The sequence below is a fragment of the Lentzea sp. genome, assembly GCF_036380075.1.
In the GTDB taxonomy this organism is placed as follows: Bacteria; Actinomycetota; Actinomycetes; order Mycobacteriales; family Pseudonocardiaceae; genus Lentzea.
In genome coordinates this window covers 51,788-75,107 of the sequence record NZ_DASVFL010000072.1, presented here as the reverse complement: position 1 = coordinate 75,107, position 23,320 = coordinate 51,788, and the positions used below count along the sequence as shown (strand labels likewise).

Sequence of the window (23,320 nt, the reverse complement as noted above, 5' to 3'; positions counted from 1 at the left end):
CACATCGCCGCGAAGTTTGGCCCCCGCCGTCCCTTCGCTCCCCTTGGTCGCCTGCTGCGTTCTCCTGCCTTGGAACGCCCGAACGTCCGTGGCTGTGCTGCTTGCGACACCCACATAGACGTACGACTTCGGTGATCGTTGCGCTGGTTTTCGGAGAATTTGCTGGGTTCACCTTTTTGGGGGATATGGCTGGTCCGGGGTGGGGTTTGGGCTGCTGCGGTGTCGCGGTTCGCCTGTTGCGATTCGCCTGTTGCGTGCGTCGGGTTGCGTGCGTCGGGTTGCGGTTGCGGGCTTCCCCCTGGGGGCGCTGCCCCCAGACCCCCGCCAATCTGATCGGGGGTACCGCGCCCCCGGCGGGTTGATGGCACGCCTGTTGCGTTGGGCGGCTGCGCGTTGCGTGGGTGGTGCGGTTCGGGTGGGGTCCCGTCACGAGCCGCGCGTGAGGCAGCCACACCCGAGGGGTCAGGTCAAGTCGACGAAAAGCGTGTCGACTTGACCTGACCCCTCGGGCGCGGCAAGAGCATCAGGCACGACTCGTGACGGGACCCCACCGGAACCTTCGTTTCAAGACAAGGCGGCTCGGCTTCGCCTTCGCGTGGCTCGCCTTCGGCATTGCCCGATTGCCTGACGGCTTGGTGTCTTGCTCGTAGGATTTGTCCTGCCGTGAGGGGGCGCGCTTGTACGACGGGTTTATCTCCTACAGTCATGCGGCTGATCGGCCGTTGGCCAAGAAGGTGCAGCGGAGTCTGCATCGGCTCGGGCGGGCCTGGTATCGGCCTCGGGCGTTGCGGGTGTTCCGGGACGACGTGAGTTTGGCTGCCAGTCCTGATCTGTGGTCGTCGATCCGGACTGCTCTGCTGGCGTCTCGGACGTTCACCCTGCTGGCCTGTCCCGAGTCTGCCGCGTCTGTGTGGGTCGAGCGGGAGGTGTCGTTGTGGCGGGAGCGGAAGTCGCGGGACACCTTCCTCATCGTGCTCACCGGTGGGGAGCTGGTGTGGGACGACGACGCCGGTGACTTCGACTGGGAGTTGACCACCGCGTTGCCCCGGTCGTTGGCCGGGTGGTTTTCCGCCGAGCCGTTGTGGGTGGATCTTCGGGCGCCCGAGGCGATGAGTGGTGGGGAGTTCCGGGGGGCCGTCGCCACGTTGGCCGCCGCTGTGCACGGGGTGGCCAAGGACGAGTTGATCAGTGAGGACTCGCGGCAGCAGCGGCGGCTGGTGGGGGTGTTGGCCGGGTTGCTGGCCCTCGCGTTGGTGGCCGGTGGGGTTGCCGTGTGGCAGCAGCGGGTTGCTGTCGCCGAGAGGGATCGGGCCACTGCTCAGGCTCGGCTCGCGTTGTCGCGGGCGTTGGCCGGGGAGGCGTCGCGGATGGTGTCCGCCGATCCGCAGCTGGCGGTTCGGCTCGCGTTGGCCTCGTGGGGTGCTGATCGTTCGGTGCAGGCGCAGTCCGCGTTGATGGGGATGCTGGATCGCGCGCGGTACGTGGTGTCGGTGGTGTCGGCCGGTACGGACACGATCAGTCGTACCAGGCCGGCGAGTGTGAGGACTCGGGCCAACGTCGCGGTCAGTGGTGACGGGGCTGTGGTTGCCCATGCGCACGGGGACGGGCGGGTTGCGCTGTGGGACGGGAAGTCCCGCCGGGCCAGTGGGATCTCGTTGCCGGATGCCTCTTCCGCCTTGGCGCTGAGCCGGGACGGGCGGGTGCTGGCCAGCTCCGACGGGGTGGCGGTGAAGGTGTGGAACGTCGCGGACGGGTCGCTGGTGCAGGAGATTCCGTTCACCTCCGCCGTGGAACGGGTGGCGCTGTCCGGTGATGGGCGGTGGGTGGCGGCGTCCGGGGACCGGAGCGGTGGTGCCGAGCCGGCGCTGGGCGTGTGGGACGTGCGGACCGGGGCTGCGGCGGTCGTCGACGAAGGACGTGACTCGGCCGGGGGGCCGTTGGAGTTTCGCGGGGACCTCTTGTACACGGCGGAAGGGCGGGCCGCCGGGTCGAAGATCGTCACCTTCGAGCCGGCGAGCGGGAGGTGGTCGGAGGTCGGGGCGGCGAAGGTGTGGCCGCGCGGGTTCGCGGTCGGCGAGTCGGCGATGGTCCTGCTGAACGGGTCCGCGCTCGAGCTGTGGGACCTCAAGACGCGGGCGCGGGTCCGGGCGGTCGAGGTGGGCGAAGATTCCTGCTGCGTCAGCATGTCCGGGGACGGTGCGCGGATCGTCGTGGGGACCGAGCAGGGTGCCGTGTCGTTGTTCGACCAAGAGCTTGTGCAGCGGGCTCAGCTCTTCCGGCACCCCACGCGGATTCTCGATCTCCGGATGAGCGAGGACGGCCGGTTCGTCGTGTCCATGTCGGAGAACGGGACTGTCGTGGTGTCCTCGCCCGACCAGGACAACCGGGTGCGTGTGCAGGGGCGCGGTGCCGCCGGGGTCACCGGGGTGGCGGTCAGCGCGAGCGGGACCGCCGCCGTCGCCGGGCGCGACGGTGTGGTGGTGCGGGACGTGCGGACGTTGGCGGAGAAGTCCCGCGGCGCGGCGGTCGGGCCGCGGGTGCAGATCAGTCCTGACGGGCAAAGGGTTTCCGGAGCGGGAGTGTTCGTCGGCGACGGTCAGCACCTGGTCACGGCCGGCGCCGGCGGGAAGCCGGTCGTGCACGAAGCCGCTGCTGCCGTGCAGAGTCCGGCCGCGGACCACCAGGAGATCGCCGGGAGCTCGCGCGGTGGTGCGGTGGCCGTCGTCCGCGAGACCGGGGCCGGGGACTCCTCCATCGGGTTGTGGCGGTGGGACGGCGACGAGCTCGACGAGGTCCGCGAGGCCCGCTTCCCCGGTGACGTCCGGGGTTTCGCGGTCAGCGACGACGGCGAGCAGGTGGCCGCGGTGGACGTCGACGGGCGGGTGCTCCTCGACGACGGGCGGCGGTCGGTGGTGTTCGGGGTGGGTTTCGAGGACCCCGCGACGCTGGTGGCGTTCGCTCCCGGACTGGTCGCCCAGGTCCACCCCGACACCGGTGACCTCCTGCTCTGGAACGCCGGGGACGGCAGCCAGGTCGGCACCTGGAGCCGTCCCGGGCCCGTCGCCGGGCTGGCCTCGACCGGGGACGGCGGGCTGCTGACCGCCGGGCCGGACGGCGCGCTGGCGGTGTGGGAGGCCGATCCCGCCGCCTGGGTGCGCACCCTGTGCCCCGTCGTCACCGGCGGTCTGTCCGCGGAGGAACGGGCCCGCTACCTCGGGGACGTCGAGGTCGTCTGGCCCTGTCCCTGAGGCGTCAGGCCAGGTGCTGCCGCGCCCACGTCTCGAAGCCGGTGAGCGGCAGGCCCAGTTCCCGTGCGTACTCGGGACGGCCCGCCATGCCGGTCTCGTTCAGCCGGTCGTGGCCCGCGCCCATCTCGGGCATCCCGGCGGCGCGGGCCTCGTCCAGCGTCAGGTCCGGCGCGACCAGGTCGGTGCCGAGGGCGCGGGACAGCACCTCGGCGATCTCGGCCATCGACAGGCGGTCGCTCGCGAACTCCAGCTCCACGCCGTGGAACCGGTCGGGGTCCGCGACCGCGGCGGCCACCGCCGGGCCCATGTCGTCCACGGCGAACAGGGCCAGCTCCGTCGCCGGCTTGAGCATGGTGACCAGGCCGCCCTCGACGCCGCGCGGGAACAGGAACGCCGACGACGGCAGGAAGTTCTCCATGAAGAAGCCCGGCTTGAACAGCGTCCACCGCTCGAAGCCCGCCTCGCGGACCCGGTCCTGGATGGCGGCCTTGGTGTTCATCGACGCCTCCAGGATCGGGAAGCGCTCGTCGCGGACGCGCCGGCCCGCGCCGTCGACGGTGGTCTGGATGAACTGCCGCACGCCGGACTCCCGCGCGGCGTCGACGAGGTTGCCGGCCTGGGCCAGCTCGGCGGCGAAGTCGAAGCCGTCGGCGGTGAACGGCGCGATCTGCACCGAGTACACCGCCTGGACGCCCTTGGTCGCGGCGGTCAGCGACTCGCGGTCGTTCAGGTCGCCCGCGACGAGTTCAACGCCCAACGCCCTGGCGCGCTCGGACTCGGGGTCGCGGACCAGCGCGCGCACGGGCACACCCGCCGCGACCAGTGCACGGACGGCGGCGCCGCCCTGCTTGCCGGTGGCTCCGGTGACGAGCACGGACATGGCTCTCCTCAGGTGGGGCTCGCAGCAAAACGGCGGGGTCCGCCGTTTCTGTGTCCGCTACGATATGGCGGACCCCGCCGTTTATCAACCACGAGGGTGCCATGACCGAGAGCCAGCGCGCCGACGCCCGGCGCAACCACGGGCGGATCCTCGCCGTGGCCGAGCGGGAGGTGGCCGAGCACGGCGCGGGGGCGTCTCTCGAGCAGATCGCCCGCGTCGCCGGGGTCGGGTCGGCGACCGTGCGCCGCCACTTCCCCACGCGCCAAGCGCTGCTGGAAGCCGTGTCCCATCAACGGATCGAGGCGCTGTCCGCCCGTGCCCGCGAGCTGACCGGCGCGAGCGACAGCAGGGACGCGCTGCTCACGTGGCTGGCCGGCCTGATGGACTACTGCGTCACGGCGCGCGGGCTCGCGACCGCGCTGTCCTACGAGGCCGATCCCGTGAACGGCAACTCGTGCGCCAACGTCATCGGCGAGGCCGTGGAACCGTTGCTGCGCCAGGCGATCGAGGCCGGGGCGGTCGCGGAGGACGTCACCGCGGTCGAGCTGGTGACGTTGGTCGTGGGCATCGCGATGGCGACCGAACAGCACCGCGCCCCGGCGGCCGCGGCGGAACGCCTGCTCGCGGTGGCGGTGAGGGGCGTCAGCCCAGGTCGGTGACCAGCGCGTACCCGTCGCCGGCCGGCACGACCCCGCCGATTCCCGGCCAGTCCAGGTGGGCGCCCGCGACGAAGTGCCCCGGCGTGGCGAGCCTCGCGAGGAGAGCGGCCCGTTCGGCGCGCGCGAGCTCTTGGTCGTGGTCCAGCTCCCACGCCACCTCGGGGTGCGCGAACTGCACGGACGGCACGTGGATCGTGTCGCCCCAGACGAGCAGGTGGCCGGCGTCGGTCCGCACGTCGTAGACGGTGTGTCCGGGCGTGTGTCCGCGAGCGGGCAGCGCGGTCATCCACGGCGTCACCGGCAGCGGTTCCGCGACGAGGACCGCCCGGTCCCGGAACCGGGCGAAGTCGCCCGAGAGCCGTCCCTCGTCGCCTTTGCCGAGGAAAACCCGTTGCAGAGCAGGAAAAGCGTCCGAGCCGTCCGGCGCGATGAGCCCGTTCAGGTGGTCCAGGTGCGCGTGCGTGATCGCGACGTCCGTGATGGAACCCCGGTCGAGACCGGCCGCGGCGAGGCTGTCCAGCAGCCTGCCCAGCGTCGGCTCCCAGCTGGTCGACGCGCCCGTGTCCACCAGGACGCGCTGCCGGCCGTCGTCGACCAGGAAGGCGTTGACGGACAGGCGGAGCTGCCCGTCGACCAGCACCGGGTCGACGGTGAGACCGTCCGGCGGCCGCAGCCGCGACGGCGGCAGGTCGAGGTGGCCGTCCAGCAGCGCGACGACCGTCAGGCCACCGAACTCGAACGACGCGTGGAGCGCGCTTCCGGCCGTCTTCCGCATCAGGTCCCTTCCCGCAACCCGGCCGCCGTGCGCACGAGCGAGGCGACGGCGAGAGATGTGGTGGACGGCTGCCACGCGAGCACCGTGGTGACGTCGGGGGCGTCGACCACCGGCACCGCCACGTGCTCCGGCCACTGCCACGCGCGGCTCGACGCCGGGATGACGAGCAGCGTCCTGCCGAGCGCCACGAGCTGGGCGAGCTTCGACTGCGTGCGCACCTCGGGACCCGGTCCGTCCGGATAGGACCCGTCGAGCCGCGGCCACCGCGCGATCGGCAGGTCCGGCACGTCCTGGACGTCGGCGAGCACGAGCTTCTCGCGTTCCGCGAGCGGGTGCGTCCTGGGCAGGATCGCGACCTGGCCCTCGACGAAGAGGTCCTCGGTGTCGAACCCGGCCAGGTCGTCGTACGGCCGGTGCATGATCGCCACGTCCGCGGTCCCGTCCCGCAGCAGGCCCGCCTGCTCGCCGACCTCGCACAGCAGGACCTCGACGGGCACCGCGTCCGGGGCGTTCGCGACCGCGTCGAGCAGGCGTCGCAGCAGCTCGTGGGACGCTCCGGCCTTGGTGACGAGCACGAGCGGCCGCCGGCTGTCCCCCGCCCGCCGGGTCCGCCTGGCCGCGGCGGTGACGGCGTCGAGGGCCAGTCGTGCCTCGCGCAGCAGCACCCGGCCCGCCTCGGTCAGCGCCACGCCCCGCCGGTCGCGGTCGAGCAGCCGCACGCCGAGCCGGTGCTCCAGCTGCCGGATCGCGCGCGACAGCGGCGGCTGGGCGATGCCGAGCCGGTCGGCGGCGCGTCCGAAGTGGAGCTCCTCCGCGACGGCGACGAAGTAGCGGAGCTCCCGCGTCTCGAGGTCCACGCCCGCGAGCCTAATACCCCTCGGGTATCACGGGGTACCGAGACGATCTTGGACGACCGGCGCGCACCCGGCTGACCATGGACGACGTGAACGACAAGAAGACCGCGCTGGTCACCGGCGCGAACAAGGGAATCGGTTTCGCCATCGCCCACGCCCTCGGCACGGCCGGCTTCGCGGTGGCCGTGGGCGCCCGCGACGCCACGCGGCGCGAAGAGGCCGTGGAACGCCTGCGCGCCGACGGCATCGACGCGTTCGGGGTCGCCCTCGACGTGACTTCCGACGACAGTGTCGCGATGGCGGCCAAGACCATCGAGCAGACCGCGGGCCGCCTCGACGTGCTCGTGAACAACGCGGGCATCTCCGGCCGGACGGACGGCGGCGCGCAGATCCCGTCCACTGTGGACCTCGATGTGCTGCGGACCGTGCTGGACACCAACGTGTTCGGCGTCATCCGGGTGACGAACGCGGTGCTCCCGCTGCTGCGCCGCGCCGAGTCGCCTCGCATCGTCAACATCTCCAGCAACATGGGCTCGCTCGCACTGCAGACCGGCCCGCAGCTCGCCGCCTACGCCCCGTCGAAGTCGTTGCTCAACAGCATCACCGCGCAGTACGCCCGCGAGCTGGCCGGGACGGACATCATCGTCAACGCCGCCTGCCCCGGCTACGTCGCCACGGACTTCACCGGCTTCGCCTCGCCGCGCACACCGGACGAGGGCGCCGCGATCGCGCTCAAGCTCGCCACCCTGCCCGACGACGGTCCACGCGGCGGCTTCTTCGACGACGGCGGCGTCGTCCCCTGGTGACACATAGGGTGACGGCATGGCGGAGCTGCTGACCATCGACGACGTGCGGGCCGCGGCCGGGGTGATCGACGGATGGGTGCTGCACACGCCCGCCCTGCCCTCCCCCGGCCTGTCCGCGCTGCTGGGCGTCCCGACGACGGTGAAGCTGGAACTGCTGCAGCGCAGCGGTTCCTTCAAGACGCGGGGCGCGTTCGCGAAGATCCTCTCGCTGTCCGACGAGGCGCGGGCGGCGGGCGTGGTCGGGGTGAGCGGCGGCAACCACGGCATCGCGCTGGCCGACGCCGCGAGCGAGCTCGGGGTGGCCGCCACCGTCGTGATGCCGTCGACCGCGCCCGCCCGCTCGGTCGAGCTGGCCCGCGCCTCCGGTGCGGACGTGCGGCTCACCGACGGTCTCGCGGCGGCGTTCGCGCTGATGAACGACCTGGTCGAGGCGGGTGCGACCCTCGTACACCCCTACGACGACCCGGTGGTGGTCGCCGGGCAGGGCACCGTCGGCCTGGAGTTCGCCGAGGCCGCGCCGGACCTCACCGACGTGCTGGTGAGCGTCGGCGGCGGAGGGTTCGCGGCGGGCGTCGCGACGGCGTTCCACGCGTTGGTGCCCGGCGTTCGCGTGTGGGGTGTGGAAGTCGTGGGTGCCGATGCGATGCGTCGGGCGATGGCCGCGGGCGGTCCCGTGGACTTCACACCGACGTCGGTGGTCTCCACTCTCGCGGCGCCGCACGTGTCGCAACTGACCTACGACCACGCCGTCGCACTGCTGGAGGACGTCCTGCTGGTGTCTGACGCCGAGGCCGCCCGAGGGTCTCTCGCGCTGGCCGAGACGCAGAAGGTGTGGGCCGAGCCCGCCGCCGGCTGCCTGGTGCCGGCGGCGCGCACGGTCCTGGACCGCGTCGGACCCGGCGCACGGCTCGGACTCGTGCTGTGCGGCGGGAACGCGGCCGTGGCCGACGTGGTGCGCTGGGCGAACTCCTAGTCCGTGTGCCAGGTGACGGCCGCGTCGCCCCGGCTGGTGCGGAACGAGTTGACCGGGTGCGAGGTGTCGGCGTACCCGAGCGACACGCCCGCGACGACCAGCCGGTTCGCCGGGAGTCCGAAGTGGTCGCGGAAGAAGTCCGGGTACGCGGCGAGCGCGGCCTGCGGTGCGGCGCCGAGGCCGAGGCTCTGCGCCGCGAGCAGGAAGCTGTTCAGGTAGAGACCGCAGTCGATCGCGCCGTAGACGCCCAGGTCGGCCTCGGTCGTGATGATCGCGACGTGCGGGGCGTCGAACAGCTCGAAGTTGCGCACCGCCTGGCGCAGCGTGCCCTCGTGGTCCCCCTTCTCGACGCCGACGCTCCGGTACAGCTGCACGCCGCACTCGCGCCGCCGGTCCCGGTAGACGCCCGTGTACTGCGCGGGGAACGCGAAGTCGGGCGTGCCGCCGTTCTCGCGGACGTGCGCCAGCAGCCGTGACCGCAGCCGGTCGGTGCCCGCGCCCTCGGTCAGCTCCACCTGCCACGGCTGGGTGTTGCACCAGGACGGCGTGCGCTGGGCGAGGTCCAGCAGCGTGCGCAGGACGTCCCGGGGCACCGGGTCGGGCCGGAACTGGCGGCACGTCCAGCGGTCGGCCAGCAACGTGCGGAGCGCGTCGTAGGTGGTGCCTTCGGCGAGAGTGCTCACGGGACCTCCGGTCTCTTTTCGAGACCAGACGCTAGCAGCACTGGTCTCGAAAAGGGACCGTCCGGTTAGAGTGGGCCCATGCGGTACGAAGAGCTCGCCGACATCCCGTGCTCGATCACGCGCCCGCTCGTGCTGCTCGGCGACCGCTGGACGTTGCTGATCCTCAAGGAGTCCTTCGCGGGCGTCCGCAGGTTCAACGCGTTCCGCGCCAACCTCGGCATCCCGCGCAGCCGCCTGCAGGACCGCCTCACGCGCCTGGTCGAGCACGGCGTCCTCGCGCGGCAGCAGGCCGACGGCGGTGAGCACCCGGAGTACCGCCTCACCCGCAAGGGGCACGACCTCTACCCGGTGCTGATGGCGATCAGGGAGTGGGGCGACGCGTACATGGCCCCGGACGGCCCGCCGGTCCACTACCGGCACACCGGCTGCGACGGCGAGGCGCACGCGTCACTGGAGTGCGACTCCTGCGGGACCCGGATCTCCGCCCACGACGTCACTCCCGAAGCAGGCCCGGGGCTGCTCGCCCTGACCTAGTCGGCGATCCACGCGCCGTGGAAGCCCGCCGGGACCTGGCGCGGCAACGTCACGGAGGCGACGGGACCGGCCGTCACGTCGGAGGCGTCGAGCACGAGCAGTTCGGCGGCGTTCTCGCTGCTCACGATGGACAGCAGCCAGCCGCTGTCCTCGCCGGCGTCGTCCGCGGCGGGCACGAACTCGGCCTCGCCGGGGTTCCAGTGGCCGGCCAGCACGTGCTGCTGCCGCTCGCCGGTCGTGGTGTCGTACTTGATGATCGAGGGCTCGATGGAGTCGACCAGCAACGGCGTGCTGACCGCGTAGACGTACCGGTGGCCGAGGCCGGCGTGGTCGTCGTTGACGGTCGGGAACTCCACGGGCAGGTCGTCGAGCGCACCTTCGCGGACGGACCCGTCGCGCAGGTCGAGGGTCCAGCGGTAGAGGCTGCCGCCGAGGGTGGGCGTGTGCGCGAGCGCGTTCGACAGGTCCGCGTACCCGCCGAGCCCGGACCAGACCAGGCCGAAGCCCTCCTCGTCGTAGGTCACCGCGTCGATCACGACGCGGCCCTGCTCGTCCTCGAAGGCGTTGCCGACGTGGAAGGCGTAGCCGGGATCGACGTCGAACCACCGCACGTCGGCGTTGCGCCCGTGGCGCGGCATGACGCCGATGCGGGGGCGGTACCGGTCGCTCCAGCGGTACGGCAGGCCGGGCTCGCGGGTGAGCTCCATGTCGAACACGACGGGCAGGTCCAGCCACACGACGTGGTGCTCGGTGATCGCGAAGTCGTGCATCATCGTCGGCGCGGGCACCTCGATCTCGGCGCTGTGCACGATCTCGCTGTCCGCCGTGGCCACGTAGTAGGTCACGAACGGCGGCCTCAGGCCGTAGCCGAAGAAGTGCAGCTCGCCGGTCTTCGGGTCGACCTTGGGGTGCGCGGTCATCGCGGTCTTGAGCCGGCCGCCGAAGTCGAACGGCCCGACGGTGTCGAGCCCGTCGGTCATCTCGATCGGGAACCCGTTCTCCACCAACGAGAAGATGCGCCCGTTGTGGTGCAGCACGCTCGTGTTGGAGGTGTTGTTGCGCAGCACGCCGTCCGGCGCGGTGGGGTTCTCCCTGTCCGGCGGCACGCCGTCCAGCATCGGTGTGCGCACCCACCGGTTGCGGTACCAGCCGGCCCGGCCGTTCTCGAGCCGGACGCCGTGCAGCATGCCGACGCCGGCGAAGTTGTGGCCGGGATCGGTGCCGGGCAACGGGTTCGCGCCGTTGCGGAAGTAGCGCCCGGTCAGCTCGGGCGGCAGCGTGCCGGTCACCTCGAGCTCGACGGCGTCGATCTCGTCCGGCACCGGCGCCATGAACCCGTCGAAGTAGGCGGGTCGGTCAACAGTGGTCATGGCGATCAGCATGCCCGAATCGCTAAACACTTGCATAGTGATGCCGGTCACTAGCGAATTCGGTGTGCTTCGAGCTGGGTACGATCATCGGCATGACGCGCGGAGAACCCCCTCGCCGCCAGCAGAACCGCAAGGGCCAGGGCGGCCTGCTGCGCATCGAGATCGAGCAGGCGGCGTGGAAGCTGCTGGACGAGGTGGGCTCCCCCGAGGCGCTGACGCTGCGCGGCGTGGCACGCGCGGCGGGCATCACCGGCCCGGCGATCTACCCGCACTTCCCCGGCCTGCCCGACCTGCACGCCCGGCTGCGCGAGATCGCGTTCGCGCACATCGCCGAGCAGACCGACGCGGCCGTCGCGGGCATCACCGACCCGCGCACCGAGCTCATCACCCGGTACCGGGTGTACGTGGACCTGGGGCAGGCCCACCCCGCGCGGCGCAAGCTCGTGCTCACGCCCGCGAACGCGGTGGACCCGAACGCGGCGGCCGCCCTCGACACGCTCGTGGAGGTGCTCGACCGGTGCGTCGCCGCCGGCCTGTCGCACAGCACCGACACCCGGCTGGACACGGCGCTGACGCTGGCCGCGATCACGGGGTTGCGCGAGATGCAGGGCGTGTTCCCGTTGCCGCCCTTGCACACCGCGATCGAGGAGCTGGTCGTGCGCCTGGCGAGGCTGACGGGCTGACGGTGCCGGTCCGAGCCCGGACCGGCACCGGTCCTGAGGTCAGCGCCAGCCGAGCGCCGGCGCGACGTGCACGAGGATGTTCTCCAGCACGTGCGCGTTGTACTCGACGCCGAGCTGGTTCGGCACGGTCAGCAGCAGCGTGTCGGCCTCGGCGATCGCCTCGTCCTCGGCGAGCTGCTTGACCAGCACGTCGGGCTCGGCGGCGTAGGACCGGCCGAAGATCGCCTGGTTCGGGCCGTCGATGAACCCGACGTGGTCGCGGCTCTCGCCGTCACCGCCGAAGTACATGTCGTCGAGGTCGGTGGTGATCGCGAAGATGCTGCGCGACACCGACGTCCGCGGCTCGTGCTCCCAGCCGGCCTCGGTCCAGGCCTTGCGGAACTCGCGGATCTGGTCGGCCTGCTGGACGTGGAACGGCGCGCCGCCCTCGTCGTACTTGAGGGTGGAGCTCATCAGGTTCATGCCCTGCCGCGCGGCCCACACGGCGGTGGCGTTGGACGCCGCGCCCCACCAGATGCGGTCGCGCAGGCCGGGCGCGTGCGGCTCGACGCGCAGCAGCCCCGGCGGGTTGGGGAACATCGGGCGCGGGGCGGGCTGTGCGAAACCGCCGCCCTCCAGCACCTTCAGGAACAGCTCGGTGTGCATCCGCGCCATGTCGGCGTCGGTCTCGCCCTCGGCGGGCTGGTAGCCGAAGTGGCGCCACCCGTCGACGACCTGCTCGGGCGATCCCCGGGAGATGCCGAGCTGGAGCCTGCCGCCCGAGATGAGGTCCGCCGACCCGGCGTCCTCGACCATGTACATCGGGTTCTCGTACCGCATGTCGATGACACCGGTGCCGATCTCGATGCGCTCGGTCTTCGCGCCGACCGCGGCGAGCAGCGGGAACGGCGAAGCGAGCTGCCGGGCGAAGTGGTGCACCCGGAAGTAGGCGCCGTCCGCGCCCAGCTCCTCGGCCGCCACGGCCAGGTCGATCGACTGGAGCAGCACGTCCGCCGCCGTCCGCGTCTGCGAGTGCGGGCTGTCCGACCAGTGCCCGAACGACAGGAAGCCAATCTTCTTCACATTTCAACTATACGTCGCGGCGGGTCTCGATATTCCCATGCGCGTTTCGCATGGCTGGACTGAAAAACCATCGCTGGTGCTCATGCCAGGGCGTGCCTAGCGTGGACCGCATGGCAACGTGGTTCATCACAGGAGCATCGAGGGGAATCGGACGCGAGCTCGTGGAGCAGGTCCTGGCGCGCGGAGACCGCGTGGCCGCGACCGTGCGCGACCCGCGCAGGCTGGACGACCTCGCCGAGCGGTACGGCGACCGGCTGTGGCGGCGCGCTCTCGACGTGACCGACACGGCACAGGTCGGGCGCGTGCTGGGCGAGGCGTTCGCGGAGCACGACCGGATCGACGTCGTCGTGTCCAACGCGGGCAGCGGCGTGTTCGGCGCGGCGGAGGACCTCAGCGACGAGCAGGTGGAGTCCGCCATCGCCACGAACCTGACCGCGTCGATCCAGGTCGCGCGCAGGGCCGTGCCGTTGCTGCGGGCCCAGGGCGGCGGGGTGTTCGTGCAGCTCTCCAGCATGGGCGGGCACATCACGTTTCCCGGTTTCGCGATCTACCACGCCACCAAGTGGGGCGTGGAGGGCTACTTCGAGACGCTCGCCGCCGAGGTCGCCCCGTTCGGGATCAGGACGGTGCTGGTCGAGCCGGGCATGGTCCGCACCGGCTTCTACGACGCCGCGCAGCGCGTGCCGGTCAGCGAGCCCTACCGGGGCGGCCCCGCCGACACCTCGCCGATGCCGGTCGAGGACATGCCCGGCAGCCAGTCCGGCGTGGCGCACGCGATCGTCGAGGCGGCGCTGTCCGACGCGCCCCCGCTGCGGCTGCTGCTCAACTCCGACGCCTACGAGCTGGTCACGGGCGCGGTGCGGGAACGGCTCGCGGGCTTCGAGGCCCAGCGGGACTCGGCGCGCGCCGCGGACGCGGAGCACCCGGCCTGACCGGGATACTGGCCCGCATGTCGGGGATGACCTTGGTCGGGCTGCGCGTCGTCGTGGAGGTCGCGCGGCGCGGGTCGTTCACCGCGGCCGCCGACGCGCTCGGCTACACGCAGTCCGCCGTCTCCCGCCAGGTGAACTCCGTGGAGACCGCCGTGGGCAGCCCGCTGTTCGAGCGGTGGGCCCGCGGCGTCCGCCCCACCCCCGCGGGCGAGGCGCTGCTCGGGCACGCCCGGAAGGTCGTCGCGCACCTGGAGGCCGCGGAGCTGGAGATCGCCGGGCTGCGCGACAAGATCGCGGGACGGCTCGCCGCGGGCGCCTACCCGACCGCGGCCGCGAGCTTCGTCCCGCGGGCGGTCGCCCGCCTCAAGGCCGCCCACCCGGCACTGGCCGTCCGGCTCGACGAGGCGGGCAGCCCGGTGCTGCTGCGGCGGCTGCGGGCGGGACGGATCGAGGTCGCGGTGATCGCGGTCGGCGACGGCCTGCCCGACTACGACCTGGCCGGGTTGCGCGCCGAGCCCGTGCCGGCGGGCCGCGGGTTCGGCATCGCCGTCGCGAACGGGCACCCGTTCGCGAGCCAGGAGTCCGTCGACGTGCGCGACCTCGCCGATCAGGTGTGGATCGTGGGCACGGGCAGGGAGGGCGACCCGCAGTTCGGGGCGTGGCCGACCCTGACCGAGCCCACGATCGGCCACGAGGCCCGCACCTGGCAGACGCGGCTCGGCATGGTCGCCGCCGGGCTCGGCGTGTCCGTCCTGCCGGGACTCGCCGCCGACATCGTGCCCCGCGGCGTCACGTGGGTGCCCGTGCGCGACCCCGGCCTGGTCGAACGGCGGCGGACCCTCGTCGTCACCGACGAGCACCGCTCCCCCGCCGCCGACGCCTTCACGCAGGCGTTGCGGGAAGGCTGAACGGACCGCCGGGCCCGAACGCGTACTCGGCGAAACGCCGGCCCATCAGCTCGTGCGAGACCGCGTCCGGGTGCAGCGCGTCGGGCAGCGGGTGCTCTGCCGCGTCCTGCTCGCCGTACAACCGCGTGCCGTCCAGGTAGTGCAGGTTCGGGTCGTCGGCCCGCTGGGCCACCACGGACTCCAGGGCGTCGCGGATGATCCGCAGGGTCAGCTGCGGCAACGGCCCGTGCGGTCCGGTCGCGGTGAACACGACCCTGCCCTCGGCCAACGCGGCCATGTCCATGCCGCCTGGACCGGGCGTGTCCTCGTAGATGCCGCAGAAGATCGGCGACATCAGCACCAGCGGCGCGTGCGGGTGGCCGTCGCGGATCGTGTCGAGGAACCCGTGCACCGCCGGCACGAACGCCCGCAGCCGCATCAGGTCGAAGTTGGCGACGTTGATGCCGAGCTTCACGCTGACCAGGTCCGCCGGCCGGTCCCGCATGACGCGCGCCGTGAACGGGTCGACCATCGCGCTGCCGCCGAACCCGAGGCTGTGCAGCTCGACGCCGCCCCGGCGGGCCGCGACGGCGGGCCAGATCCCGGTCGGCCTGGTGGCGTTGGAGCCGTGGCTGATCGAGCTGCCGTGGTGCAGCCAGATCCGCCCGGTGGACCCGGCCGGACGGACGGGAGCGTCCGTGCGCAGCTCGACCAGGTGCACGGTCTCGTTGTGCGGCAACCAGATCTCGACGAGCTTGTCCCGGCCGGGAAGGCCGGCGAACCGCAGCGTGCACGCCTCGCCCTGGTGGACCTCGACGGTTCCGGTGGTCAGGTCGGTCTCGACGTGGTCGCCCCCGCTGAGCTGCTCGCTCGCGAAGTCCTCGCCGTCGACGACGAGGTCGACGGCGCCGCGCGGACGGGTGGTGCCGCGGTAGGAGGCGTACGTCGGGTGCAGGACCAGCTCGACGGCGGTCGCCGCCGTGTCCAGCACGATCCGCACGCCGGAGGGCCTGCTCTCCGCGCCCATCAGCTGCGGGTCGGGGAACCGGGTGCGCACCCACTCGGGCAGGCGGTGCGGCAGCACTCCCCGGTCGGTCTTCTCCAGCTCGGCGACGCCGCGCACGAGCTCGCCGGTCAGCGGTGTGGTGATCATCGTTCTTCCGTGTCGGTCGGTCAGGCGGGCCAGGCCCGCAGGAGCGAGTCCAGCGCCACGACGGTCCTGTCCCAGGACTCCTCGGGCGCGGGGGCGCTGTGGTCGAAGCTGCCGGAGCGTTCGAGGGCGAGGAACCCGTTGAGGGTGCTGCCGATGAGCCGCACGGCGTGCACGTGCTCGCCCGGCGGCACCTCGTAGCCCCGGAGGACGGATCCGGCCTGCGCCGCCATGTTCCTGGCGGCCTCGGACCGCACGACCTCCTCGCCGGCCCGCCGCTGCAACGACTGCCACCGCCCCGGCGACCCGAGCGCGTACGCGCGGGTGGCCGCGGCGTACGCCCGCAACGCCTCCAGCCCGGAACGACCGGCGATGGCCCCGCCGACCCTCTCCGCCAGCTCGCCGAGCGCGAGGGCCGTGATGCCGTCCCGCAAGGCCTCCAGGTCGCGGACGTGCGAGTACAGGCTGGGCGCCTGCACGCCGAGGCGGCGCGCGACCGCGGACAGGGTGACCATCCCGAACCCCGCCTCGTCCGCGAGGGCGGCGGCGTCGGCGACCACGGTGGCCGCGGTGAGAGAGGGGCGCATGCACCCAGCCTACAGCACATAGGCGATCGCCTATGGACTGTAGGCAAGGTGCTCGCGAGACGGCGCAGCGGTGCACGGGATGCGACCGAGCCGCACCCCGCGCACCGTCCGCACAGGACCGTGGATCAGCCGAAGTTCACGTCACTGCACCACATGTAGATCTGGTCGGCGTGCGAGGCCTTCCACATGGTGAACACGATGTGGTGGCCGCGGTAGGACCCGTTCGTCGAGACGGTGAAGTTGATGTCCTTCGCCGGGGCGTACCTGCCGGTCTGGGTGATGAAGTCGAGGTTGCCCCAGCCCAGCCTCTGCGTGGTGGGGTCGAACCCGTTCTTGCTGACGTACACCCGGAGGTAGTCCGCGCCGTGGCTCGCCTGGTCGTACAGGTGCATCGAGAAGTTCGCGCCCAGGTTCGTGGTCTTCCACTTGCCGGGCGTGTTCAGCGAGTTGTTGCGCGACAGGGCGTTGCTGCACAGCTGCCCGTCCGGAGTGGCGGCCTGCCAGTTGCTGCCGAGGCCGTCCCGCAGCGCGCTCATCCAGTTCCACATGGTGTCGGAGTTGGCCTGGAACGCCTGGTAGCACATGGGGTCCTGCTGCTGCATGGCCGGATTCGTGTGCTGGCTGCCCCACGTCTGCCAGCACTGGTAGGCGCGGGTGGCCGGGCCGACGATCGTGCCGTGCGCCGAGGCCGTGGGGACCCACAGGAACGTGCAGGCGAGCACGGTGATGATCGCCGCGATCACGCCCCGCCGTCTGGTCCTCGACCCGAAGGTGTTGCGTGTGCGCATGAATGTGCCTCCATTCTCCGTTGAACGAGCAGCAGCGGCGGAATGGGAGCGCTCCCAGGTCATTTAGCCTAGCGGTAACACTGCGAAACCGCAAGGACACACCGCGTGATCATCAAGATCGGCCGTCCGCCGTCACATCGGGCGGCGGTGGAGCGATGTCCTCCGCGAGGAGGGTGTGGTGGCGAGTTCGTTGAGGTCGCGCAGGGGCCGCGTGCTGGCGGGGCTCGTGCTGGCGGCGACGGTCGTGGGGCTGGTGGTCCTGCTCCGGTCGGCGGCGGAGCAGCGCTCGTGGGCGAGCGCCGAGGGGACCGTTCTGGAGCGGCTGAAGTCCGGGAAGAGCGCCTCGGTGAGGGTGGAGTACGCGCTGCCGGACGGCTCGAAGCGGGTGGAGGTGCTGTCGGAGAACGGCCCGGAGCGCGAGCCCGGCGAACGGGTGGCGGTCCGCTACGACCTGGAGGGCGGCACGGTCGTCGACTCCGCGCTGGCCGACAACGACCAGGTGTTCTGGGTGCTCGGCGGCATGCTGGGCGTCGTGCTGCTCGGCGGGATCGGCGTGAACCTCCTCGCCTGGGCGCCCAGGAGGTCAGCCGCCTGAGGTCCCGCGCGTGCGGGCGTAGTTGCTCGGCGTGGTGCCGTACCAGCGCCGGAACGCGTGGATGAAGCTCGCGGCCTCGGCGAACCCGAGCTGCGCGGCGACCTGCTCGACCGACGCGCCGGACAGCAGGACGGCGGCGCGTTCGGCCCTGACCTCGTCGAGCAGCGCCTGGTAGCTGGTGCCGGCCTCGGTCAGGCGACGCCGCAACGTGCGCGGGCTCAGGCCCAGCGCGCGGGCGACCACCGGCATGCTCTCCTCGAACCGCGCCGAGAGCTCCAGCACCCGGCGGACCTCGCCCGCCACGCCCGGCCTCCTCCGGCGGCGGGCGGCCAGGTCCTCGCACTGCCGTTCGCACAGCGCCGTGGCCTCCGGACTGGCCAGCGGCAGCGCGCGGGCGAGCACCGACGCGTCCACGACGGACCGGTCGAGACCGGCCGCGAACCGGGGGCGGACGCCGAAGACCTCCTCGTGGGGGCGGGTGTCGGCGGGCGCGGCGTGGGCCAGGTCGACGGACAGGACCGGCACCTCGCCGGGCACCAGCTCGCCGATCACCGTGTGGATGGCGGCCAGGTCGCGTTCGACGAGGAACGGCCGCACGTCGTCCGGCAGCGCGCCGGGGTGCAGCGTGATGACGAGCCGGTCGCCCGCCAGCTCGGCGGTGGGCGCGGTGAAGGAGAAGCTGAGGTCGAGGTAGCGCAGCGCCATGCCGAGGGCGTCCTGCATCGTGGCGGCGCTGAGGAACGCGTGGCCGAGGACGCCGAACGTGGTGGCGTGGTAGTGCCGGCCCGCGGCGATGCCCGAGTGCGGCAGCCGCGCGGCGAGGTTGCGCACCACCGCGAGCTCCTGGCAGGCGCCGATCTCCGCGACCGGGTCGGCGAGGTGGTCCGCGGTGAGGTCGCTGCCGTCGAGCAGGACGTCGCGTCCCAGGCCGTGCGCGGCGCCGAAGCGCACCAGCAGCGCCGCGCTCGCGATGCCGCGCGGGAAGTCCCAGTGCCGGACCACGGGTTCGGGCAGCGTCCTCATGGCCGCGATTGTCAACCACGCGGCCGTTGTTGTCCTAGTGCCGGCCGGGGGTTGTTCCTAGCTTCGAAGACGTGCGAGCGAACCCCGAAGTAGTGGTCGTCGGCGCCGGTTTCGGCGGTCTCGGAGTCGCCCTGTCGTTGCGCAGGGCCGGTTTCGAGCGGTTCACCGTGCTCGAACGCGCGGACGACGTCGGCGGGGTGTGGCGGGACAACACCTATCCGGGCGCGGCGTGCGACGTGCCGTCGTCGCTCTACTCGTACTCCTTCTCCCCCAACCTCTCCTGGCCGCGCCGCTACGCCGCCCAGCCCGACATCCTCGCCTACCTGCGGCGCAACGCCGACGCGGTGCGCGACCGGATCCGGTTCGGCGCCGAGGTCGTCGCGGCGGCGTTCACCGGCGGCCGGTGGCGGGTCGAGCTGGCCGACGGCGGCGTCGTCGAGGCGGACGTGCTGGTGTCGGCGGTCGGCCAGCTGAACCGGCCCGCCGCTCCCGTCCTGCCCGGACTCGACGCGTTCGCCGGTCCGGTGTTCCACAGCGCGCGGTGGCGGCACGACGTCGACCTGCGCGGCAAACGGGTCGCGGTGGTGGGCACGGGGGCGAGTGCGGCCCAGTTCGTGCCGAGGATCCAGCCGCTGGCCGAGCACCTCACCGTGTTCCAGCGGTCGGCGCCGCACGTCCTGCCGAAACCCGACGCGCGACTGCGCGGACGCGCCCGCCCGTGGACCTCCAAGGCGGCGCGGCGCGGGGTGTGGCTGGCCTGCGAGGCGTTCACCTGGCTGCTCACGTCCGGGCGGTTCTCCCGCGGGCTGGTCGCGGGTCTCGCCGCGGCGCACCGGCGGGTGCGGGTGCGCGACCGGCGGCTGCGCGACCTCGTCACGCCGCGGACCGAGGTGGGGTGCAAGCGCGTCCTGTTCAGCAACGACTGGTACCCGGCGCTCTCGGCGCCGAACGCCGCCGTGGTCACCGAGCGGATCACCGAGGTCACCGCGCACGGCCTGCGCACGGCCGACGGCCGCGAGCACCCCGCGGACGTCCTGATCTGGGGCACCGGGTTCGAGGTCGCCGACTTCCGGCTGCCGATGCGCGTCACCGGCAGGCACGGCCGCGACCTCGCCGAGGTGTGGGGCGGCCGGCCGCGCGCCCACCTGGGCCTGACCGTGCCCGGCTTCCCCGGCTTCTTCCTCGTCTACGGCCCCAACACGAACCTCGGCGGCAGCTCGATCGTCACGATGATCGAGGCGCAGTGCCGCTACGTCGTGGCCGCGGTGCGCCGCCTCGCCGAGACCGGTGAGGCCGTGGAGGTGGCGCCCGAGGTCGCCGACGAGTTCGACGCGGAGATGCGCGAGCGGCTGGCGAGCGGGGTGTGGAGCGGCTGTTCGTCCTGGTACCGCGCCGAGGACGGGTCCGTGACGACGAACTGGCCCGGCAGCACCCGGGAGTACCTGCGCCGCACCGCGCGGCTGGAGGGAGTGCGATGACCGCGGACTACGACGTGCTGGTGGTCGGCTCGGGGTTCGGCGGCGCGGTGACCGCCCTGCGGCTGAGCGAGAAGGGCTACCGCGTCGGCGTGCTGGAGGCGGGCCGCCGGTTCGCCGACGACGAGCTCCCGCGCACGTCCTGGCAGCTGCGCGACTACCTGTTCGCGCCGGGGATCGGCTGCACGGGCATTCAGCGGATCACCCCGCTGCGCGACGTGCTGGTGCTGAGCGGCGCCGGGGTCGGCGGCGGTTCGCTGGTGTACGCCAACACCCTGTACGAGCCGCCGGAGGCGTTCTTCCGCGACCCGCGGTGGGCGCACGTCACCGACTGGCGCGCCGAGCTCTCCCCGCACTACGACCAGGCGAGCCGCATGCTCGGCGTCGTGGAGAACCCGTGCCGCACCGAGGCCGACCGGCTGCTCCGCGAGGTGGCCGTCGACCTCGGGGTGGAGCCGACGTTCCGCCCCGTCCGCGTCGGCGTCCACTTCGGACCGGACGGCGAGGACCCGTTCTTCGGCGGTGCCGGTCCTCGCCGCAACGGGTGCGTCGCCTGCGGCGCGTGCATGACCGGGTGCCGGCACAACGCCAAGAACACGCTGCCGAAGAACTACCTGCACCTCGCCGAACGGGCCGGTGCCGTGGTGTGGCCGTTGACCACGGTGACCGACGTGCGGCCCACGGCCGACGGGTACGCGGTGCGGACCCGGCGGACCGGCGGGCGCGCGGAACGCGTGTTCACCGCGGGGCAGGTGGTGTTCGCGGCGGCGTCGCTCGGCACGCAGCGGCTGCTGCACCGGCTGCGCGACGGCGGCAGCCTGCGCGGGCTGTCCCCGCGGGTCGGGGCGTTGTGCCGCACCAACTCCGAGGCCGTGGTGGCGGTGCGGGTGCCGGGCGGGCAGATCGACAACACGCGCGGGCTCGCGATCACGTCGTCGATCCACCCGAACCCGGACACGCACGTGGAGGTCGTCCGGTACGGGCGCGGCAGCAACCTGCTGGGCCTGCTCATGACCACGCTCGTGGACGGCGGCCCCGGCCGGTTGCGGCGCGGCCTGGCGCAGCTGCGCTCCGAGTACCGCACGGCGCTGCGCATGCACACGCCGCGCCGGTGGTCGGAGGAGACCATCGCGTTGCTGGTGATGCAGAGCCTGGACAACTCGCTCACCACGTCGCTGCGCCACGGCCGCCTGACCACGCGGCAGGGCGAGGGCGCGCCGAACCCGTCGTGGATCCCGGCCGGGCACGAGGTGGCCCGTGCCCTGGCCCGGCGCGCGGGCGGCGTCGCCAGGGGCGCGTGGAACGACCTGGCCGACATCCCGCTGACCGGGCACCTCATCGGCGGCTGCGTGATCGGCGGCTCCTCCGAGACCGGCGTGATCGACCCGTACCACCGCGTCCACGGCCACCCCGGCCTGCACGTCGTGGACGGTTCGACGATCCCCGCCAACCTCGGCGTCAACCCGGCCCTGACCATCACGGCCCTCGCCGAACGCGCGATGTCCTTGTGGCCCAACAAGGGCGAACCGGACCTCCGCCCGTCCCAGGGCGCGCCCTACGCCCGGCTGCGCGCCGTGGCACCCCACCGGCCCGCTGTCCCGGCCCACGCGCCGGCAGCCCTGCGACATGAGGCGACCGATGTCCGCTGACCACCCTCCGGCACCGTGGAACCTTTGCGGCAAAGGTTGGCTCACGGTGTCCACGGCACCACGCCCGGCGATCTCCCCGCACGCGCCGGGCGTGGTGCCGCTGTCCCTGTTCGGCCGCGTGCTCGTGGTGTCGGCGTTCGTGGACTACGACGAGACCGGCCTGCTCGCCTACCGCGAGCTGATGGTGGGCGTCGTGGTGCGCAAGGGGTTGCGGCCCGGACTGTCCATCACGGACATCTGGGTGGACGACGCGACGTCGCGGCGGGGCGCGCGGGCGATGTGGGGCATCCCCAAGGAGATGGCGGACTTCCGGCTGGTCGCCGACCCGCGCCTGAACGCCACGGCCTCGTCCGCGGGACGGGTGCTCGCCTCGGCGGAGGAGCTCCCCCGCCGGTCGCCCGCCCTGCCCGTCCGCCTCACCACCGCGGTCTGGCAGTCCCTGGCCGGCGCCGCGGTCCGCACCGAGCTGGGCACCGCCGCCCGCGTCCGCCTGACCCGCCTGCGCTGGCGCGTCACCCCGGACAGCCCGCTCACCTGGCTCACCGCGACCAGGCCGTTCCTGCACCTCGCCGTCACGGACCTGCGCATGCGGTTCGGCTCCCCCTGACCCGGCCGGAACCTCGTCCCCGCACACGAGGTGCGGCCGTCCTCGTCCCCTGCAGTTCCACCCACACATCGAGGAGCGGTTCATGCGAGCACTCGCCATGACCCTTGCCCTGGTGGCCACGACCCTGGCCGCCCCGACCGCGTTAGCCGCGCCACCGGACTACGGGCTCCCCGGCTCGTACCCGGTGGCGTACAGCGATGTCACCGCCGTCGCGAACGGCAGGTCCGTCCCCGCCCGCGTCCACTACCCCGCCACCGCCGCCGGGACGAACCAGCCGGTCGCCGCCGGGCGGTTCCCCGCGATCGCGTTCGGCCACGGCTTCTTCCAGGCCACCTCCCAGTACACGAGCACGAGCAACCACCTCGCGTCATGGGGGTTCGTCGTGATCGTGCCGACCACCCAGGGCGGTCTGAGCCCGAGCCACGGCGGGTTCGCCGACGACCTCAACGCCGGACTGGCCTGGCTCACCGCCCAGGACGGCACCGCGGGCTCCCGGTTCCGCGAGCACGTCGACACGGGCAAGCTCGGGGCGTCCGGGCACTCGATGGGCGGCGGCGCCGCGGTGCTCGCCGCCGCCCGCAACCCGAAGATCACGGCGATCTCCACCTACGCGGCCGCCGAGACCACGCCGTCGGCCAAGGCCGCGGCGGCCGGCCTCGCCGCGCCCGCGCAGTTCCTCGCCGGGTCGCAGGACACCATCGCGCCGGTCGTCGGCCACCAGCGGCCGATCTTCGCCGCCAAGCCGCCGTCGCGGCAGCTCCGCACGATCACCGGCGGCTCGCACTGCGGCTTCATGGACTCCTCCGGCCTGTTCTGCGACACCGGGTCCATCACCCGCGCCGCCCAGCTCACCGCGGCGAAACGGGTGATGACGTCGTGGTTCCGCCACTACCTCGCCGGTGACACCGCGGCACGCGACCTCGTGTGGGGACAACCCGCGCGCACCGACGCGGCCGTCGTGTTCGAGGGCACCGAGTAACCGGCGGCCGGACCGGCCGGGCGAGCGGCGTCACAGCGCGCCGCTCGCCACTGGTTGTGCGACCGCCGTCGAAAGTGGGCACCCTGGACAGGTCAACTTCGTCCAGGAGTGGAGGAACGGT

Annotated in this window: 23 protein-coding genes; 13 read left to right on the top strand and 10 right to left on the bottom strand. The window is 72.7% G+C overall.

All coding sequences use genetic code 11. The annotated features are described in order from the left end of the window. The first annotated feature begins 653 nt into the window (after nucleotides 1–653). Complete coding sequence (locus tag VF330_RS09405) at nucleotides 654–3,248, top strand: TIR domain-containing protein (protein ID WP_330851126.1); 2,595 nt, start codon at nucleotides 654–656, stop codon at nucleotides 3,246–3,248. Nucleotides 3,249–3,252: 4 nt separating this feature from the next. Here VF330_RS09405 and VF330_RS09400 read toward each other — a convergent pair whose 3' ends face one another. Next, nucleotides 3,253–4,128, bottom strand: a complete 876-nt coding sequence (locus tag VF330_RS09400) for an NmrA family NAD(P)-binding protein (protein WP_330851125.1) — start codon at nucleotides 4,126–4,128, stop codon at nucleotides 3,253–3,255. Nucleotides 4,129–4,229: 101 nt separating this feature from the next. Between VF330_RS09400 and VF330_RS09395 the strand changes: the two genes are divergently transcribed. Further along, nucleotides 4,230–4,787, top strand: coding sequence for a helix-turn-helix domain-containing protein (locus VF330_RS09395; protein ID WP_330851124.1), 558 nt, complete (start codon nucleotides 4,230–4,232; stop codon nucleotides 4,785–4,787). Here VF330_RS09395 and VF330_RS09390 read toward each other — a convergent pair. Then, nucleotides 4,771–5,562 (bottom strand): MBL fold metallo-hydrolase, encoded by a 792-nt coding sequence (locus tag VF330_RS09390; protein ID WP_330851123.1) that lies wholly within the window; start codon nucleotides 5,560–5,562, stop codon nucleotides 4,771–4,773. The two genes, VF330_RS09395 and VF330_RS09390, sit on opposite strands and share 17 nt — an antisense overlap. Continuing rightward, nucleotides 5,562–6,419, bottom strand: coding sequence for a LysR family transcriptional regulator (locus VF330_RS09385; protein WP_330851122.1), 858 nt, complete (start codon nucleotides 6,417–6,419; stop codon nucleotides 5,562–5,564). Before VF330_RS09385 ends, VF330_RS09390 begins: the two co-directional genes overlap by 1 nt. A gap of 77 nt (nucleotides 6,420–6,496) precedes the next feature. Here VF330_RS09385 and VF330_RS09380 point away from each other — a divergent pair, with 77 nt between their 5' ends. Together VF330_RS09380 and VF330_RS09375 are read left to right on the top strand one after the other, a co-directional pair. Continuing rightward, nucleotides 6,497–7,222 carry an SDR family oxidoreductase gene (locus VF330_RS09380; RefSeq protein ID WP_330851121.1) on the top strand — a complete coding sequence of 242 codons (726 nt, stop codon included), beginning with the start codon at nucleotides 6,497–6,499 and terminating at the stop codon, nucleotides 7,220–7,222. A 16-nt stretch (nucleotides 7,223–7,238) separates the two neighbouring features. Next, nucleotides 7,239–8,195: a pyridoxal-phosphate dependent enzyme gene (locus VF330_RS09375; protein WP_330851120.1), complete on the top strand. Its 957-nt coding sequence runs from the start codon at nucleotides 7,239–7,241 to the stop codon at nucleotides 8,193–8,195. Here VF330_RS09375 and VF330_RS09370 read toward each other — a convergent pair. Continuing rightward, nucleotides 8,192–8,878 carry a nitroreductase gene (locus VF330_RS09370; protein ID WP_330851119.1) on the bottom strand — a complete coding sequence of 229 codons (687 nt, stop codon included), beginning with the start codon at nucleotides 8,876–8,878 and terminating at the stop codon, nucleotides 8,192–8,194. The genes VF330_RS09375 and VF330_RS09370 overlap by 4 nt on opposite strands. Before the next feature lie 78 nt (nucleotides 8,879–8,956). Here VF330_RS09370 and VF330_RS09365 point away from each other — a divergent pair, with 78 nt between their 5' ends. After that, on the top strand, nucleotides 8,957–9,412 hold the full coding sequence (locus VF330_RS09365) for a helix-turn-helix domain-containing protein (protein WP_330851118.1): 456 nt from the start codon (nucleotides 8,957–8,959) through the stop codon (nucleotides 9,410–9,412). Here VF330_RS09365 and VF330_RS09360 read toward each other — a convergent pair. Next, nucleotides 9,409–10,782, bottom strand: a complete 1,374-nt coding sequence (locus VF330_RS09360) for a carotenoid oxygenase family protein (RefSeq protein ID WP_330851117.1) — start codon at nucleotides 10,780–10,782, stop codon at nucleotides 9,409–9,411. The genes VF330_RS09365 and VF330_RS09360 overlap by 4 nt on opposite strands. 92 nt (nucleotides 10,783–10,874) lie before the next feature. Here VF330_RS09360 and VF330_RS09355 point away from each other — a divergent pair, with 92 nt between their 5' ends. Beyond that, nucleotides 10,875–11,465, top strand: coding sequence for a TetR/AcrR family transcriptional regulator (locus tag VF330_RS09355; protein ID WP_330851116.1), 591 nt, complete (start codon nucleotides 10,875–10,877; stop codon nucleotides 11,463–11,465). Nucleotides 11,466–11,504: 39 nt separating this feature from the next. Here VF330_RS09355 and VF330_RS09350 read toward each other — a convergent pair whose 3' ends face one another. Beyond that, nucleotides 11,505–12,527, bottom strand: coding sequence for an LLM class flavin-dependent oxidoreductase (locus VF330_RS09350; protein ID WP_330851115.1), 1,023 nt, complete (start codon nucleotides 12,525–12,527; stop codon nucleotides 11,505–11,507). A gap of 110 nt (nucleotides 12,528–12,637) precedes the next feature. Between VF330_RS09350 and VF330_RS09345 the strand changes: the two genes are divergently transcribed. Together VF330_RS09345 and VF330_RS09340 are read left to right on the top strand one after the other, a co-directional pair. Beyond that, nucleotides 12,638–13,459 (top strand): SDR family oxidoreductase, encoded by an 822-nt coding sequence (locus VF330_RS09345; protein ID WP_330851114.1) that lies wholly within the window; start codon nucleotides 12,638–12,640, stop codon nucleotides 13,457–13,459. A gap of 17 nt (nucleotides 13,460–13,476) precedes the next feature. Further along, complete coding sequence (locus VF330_RS09340; RefSeq protein ID WP_330851113.1) at nucleotides 13,477–14,367, top strand: LysR family transcriptional regulator; 891 nt, start codon at nucleotides 13,477–13,479, stop codon at nucleotides 14,365–14,367. Here VF330_RS09340 and VF330_RS09335 read toward each other — a convergent pair. The 3 genes from VF330_RS09335 to VF330_RS09325 form a co-directional block, all read right to left on the bottom strand. Continuing rightward, entirely contained in the window at nucleotides 14,342–15,499 is a 1,158-nt protein-coding gene (locus VF330_RS09335; RefSeq protein WP_330851112.1) for a GDSL-type esterase/lipase family protein, read from the bottom strand. The two genes, VF330_RS09340 and VF330_RS09335, sit on opposite strands and share 26 nt — an antisense overlap. Nucleotides 15,500–15,519: 20 nt before the next feature. Beyond that, a complete protein-coding gene (locus tag VF330_RS09330; RefSeq protein WP_330851111.1) occupies nucleotides 15,520–16,083 on the bottom strand; it encodes a TetR-like C-terminal domain-containing protein in 564 nt (187 codons plus the stop codon). A gap of 125 nt (nucleotides 16,084–16,208) precedes the next feature. After that, nucleotides 16,209–16,871, bottom strand: coding sequence for a lytic polysaccharide monooxygenase (locus VF330_RS09325; RefSeq protein WP_330851110.1), 663 nt, complete (start codon nucleotides 16,869–16,871; stop codon nucleotides 16,209–16,211). A gap of 178 nt (nucleotides 16,872–17,049) precedes the next feature. Between VF330_RS09325 and VF330_RS09320 the strand changes: the two genes are divergently transcribed. After that, a complete protein-coding gene (locus tag VF330_RS09320) occupies nucleotides 17,050–17,466 on the top strand; it encodes a DUF3592 domain-containing protein (RefSeq protein ID WP_330851109.1) in 417 nt (138 codons plus the stop codon). Here VF330_RS09320 and VF330_RS09315 read toward each other — a convergent pair. Next, complete coding sequence (locus VF330_RS09315) at nucleotides 17,455–18,489, bottom strand: AraC family transcriptional regulator (protein WP_330851108.1); 1,035 nt, start codon at nucleotides 18,487–18,489, stop codon at nucleotides 17,455–17,457. The two genes, VF330_RS09320 and VF330_RS09315, sit on opposite strands and share 12 nt — an antisense overlap. Nucleotides 18,490–18,560: 71 nt before the next feature. Between VF330_RS09315 and VF330_RS09310 the strand changes: the two genes are divergently transcribed. The 4 genes from VF330_RS09310 to VF330_RS09295 all read left to right on the top strand — a co-directional run bounded on the left by VF330_RS09310 (nucleotide 18,561) and on the right by VF330_RS09295 (nucleotide 23,199). Then, nucleotides 18,561–19,967: an NAD(P)/FAD-dependent oxidoreductase gene (locus tag VF330_RS09310; protein WP_330851107.1), complete on the top strand. Its 1,407-nt coding sequence runs from the start codon at nucleotides 18,561–18,563 to the stop codon at nucleotides 19,965–19,967. Further along, nucleotides 19,964–21,613, top strand: coding sequence for a GMC family oxidoreductase (locus VF330_RS09305; protein WP_330851106.1), 1,650 nt, complete (start codon nucleotides 19,964–19,966; stop codon nucleotides 21,611–21,613). Before VF330_RS09310 ends, VF330_RS09305 begins: the two co-directional genes overlap by 4 nt. A 46-nt stretch (nucleotides 21,614–21,659) precedes the next feature. Beyond that, nucleotides 21,660–22,220 carry an acetoacetate decarboxylase family protein gene (locus VF330_RS09300; RefSeq protein WP_330851105.1) on the top strand — a complete coding sequence of 187 codons (561 nt, stop codon included), beginning with the start codon at nucleotides 21,660–21,662 and terminating at the stop codon, nucleotides 22,218–22,220. An 82-nt stretch (nucleotides 22,221–22,302) separates the two neighbouring features. After that, nucleotides 22,303–23,199, top strand: a complete 897-nt coding sequence (locus tag VF330_RS09295) for an alpha/beta hydrolase family protein (protein ID WP_330851104.1) — start codon at nucleotides 22,303–22,305, stop codon at nucleotides 23,197–23,199. Nucleotides 23,200–23,320: the final 121 nt, after the last annotated feature.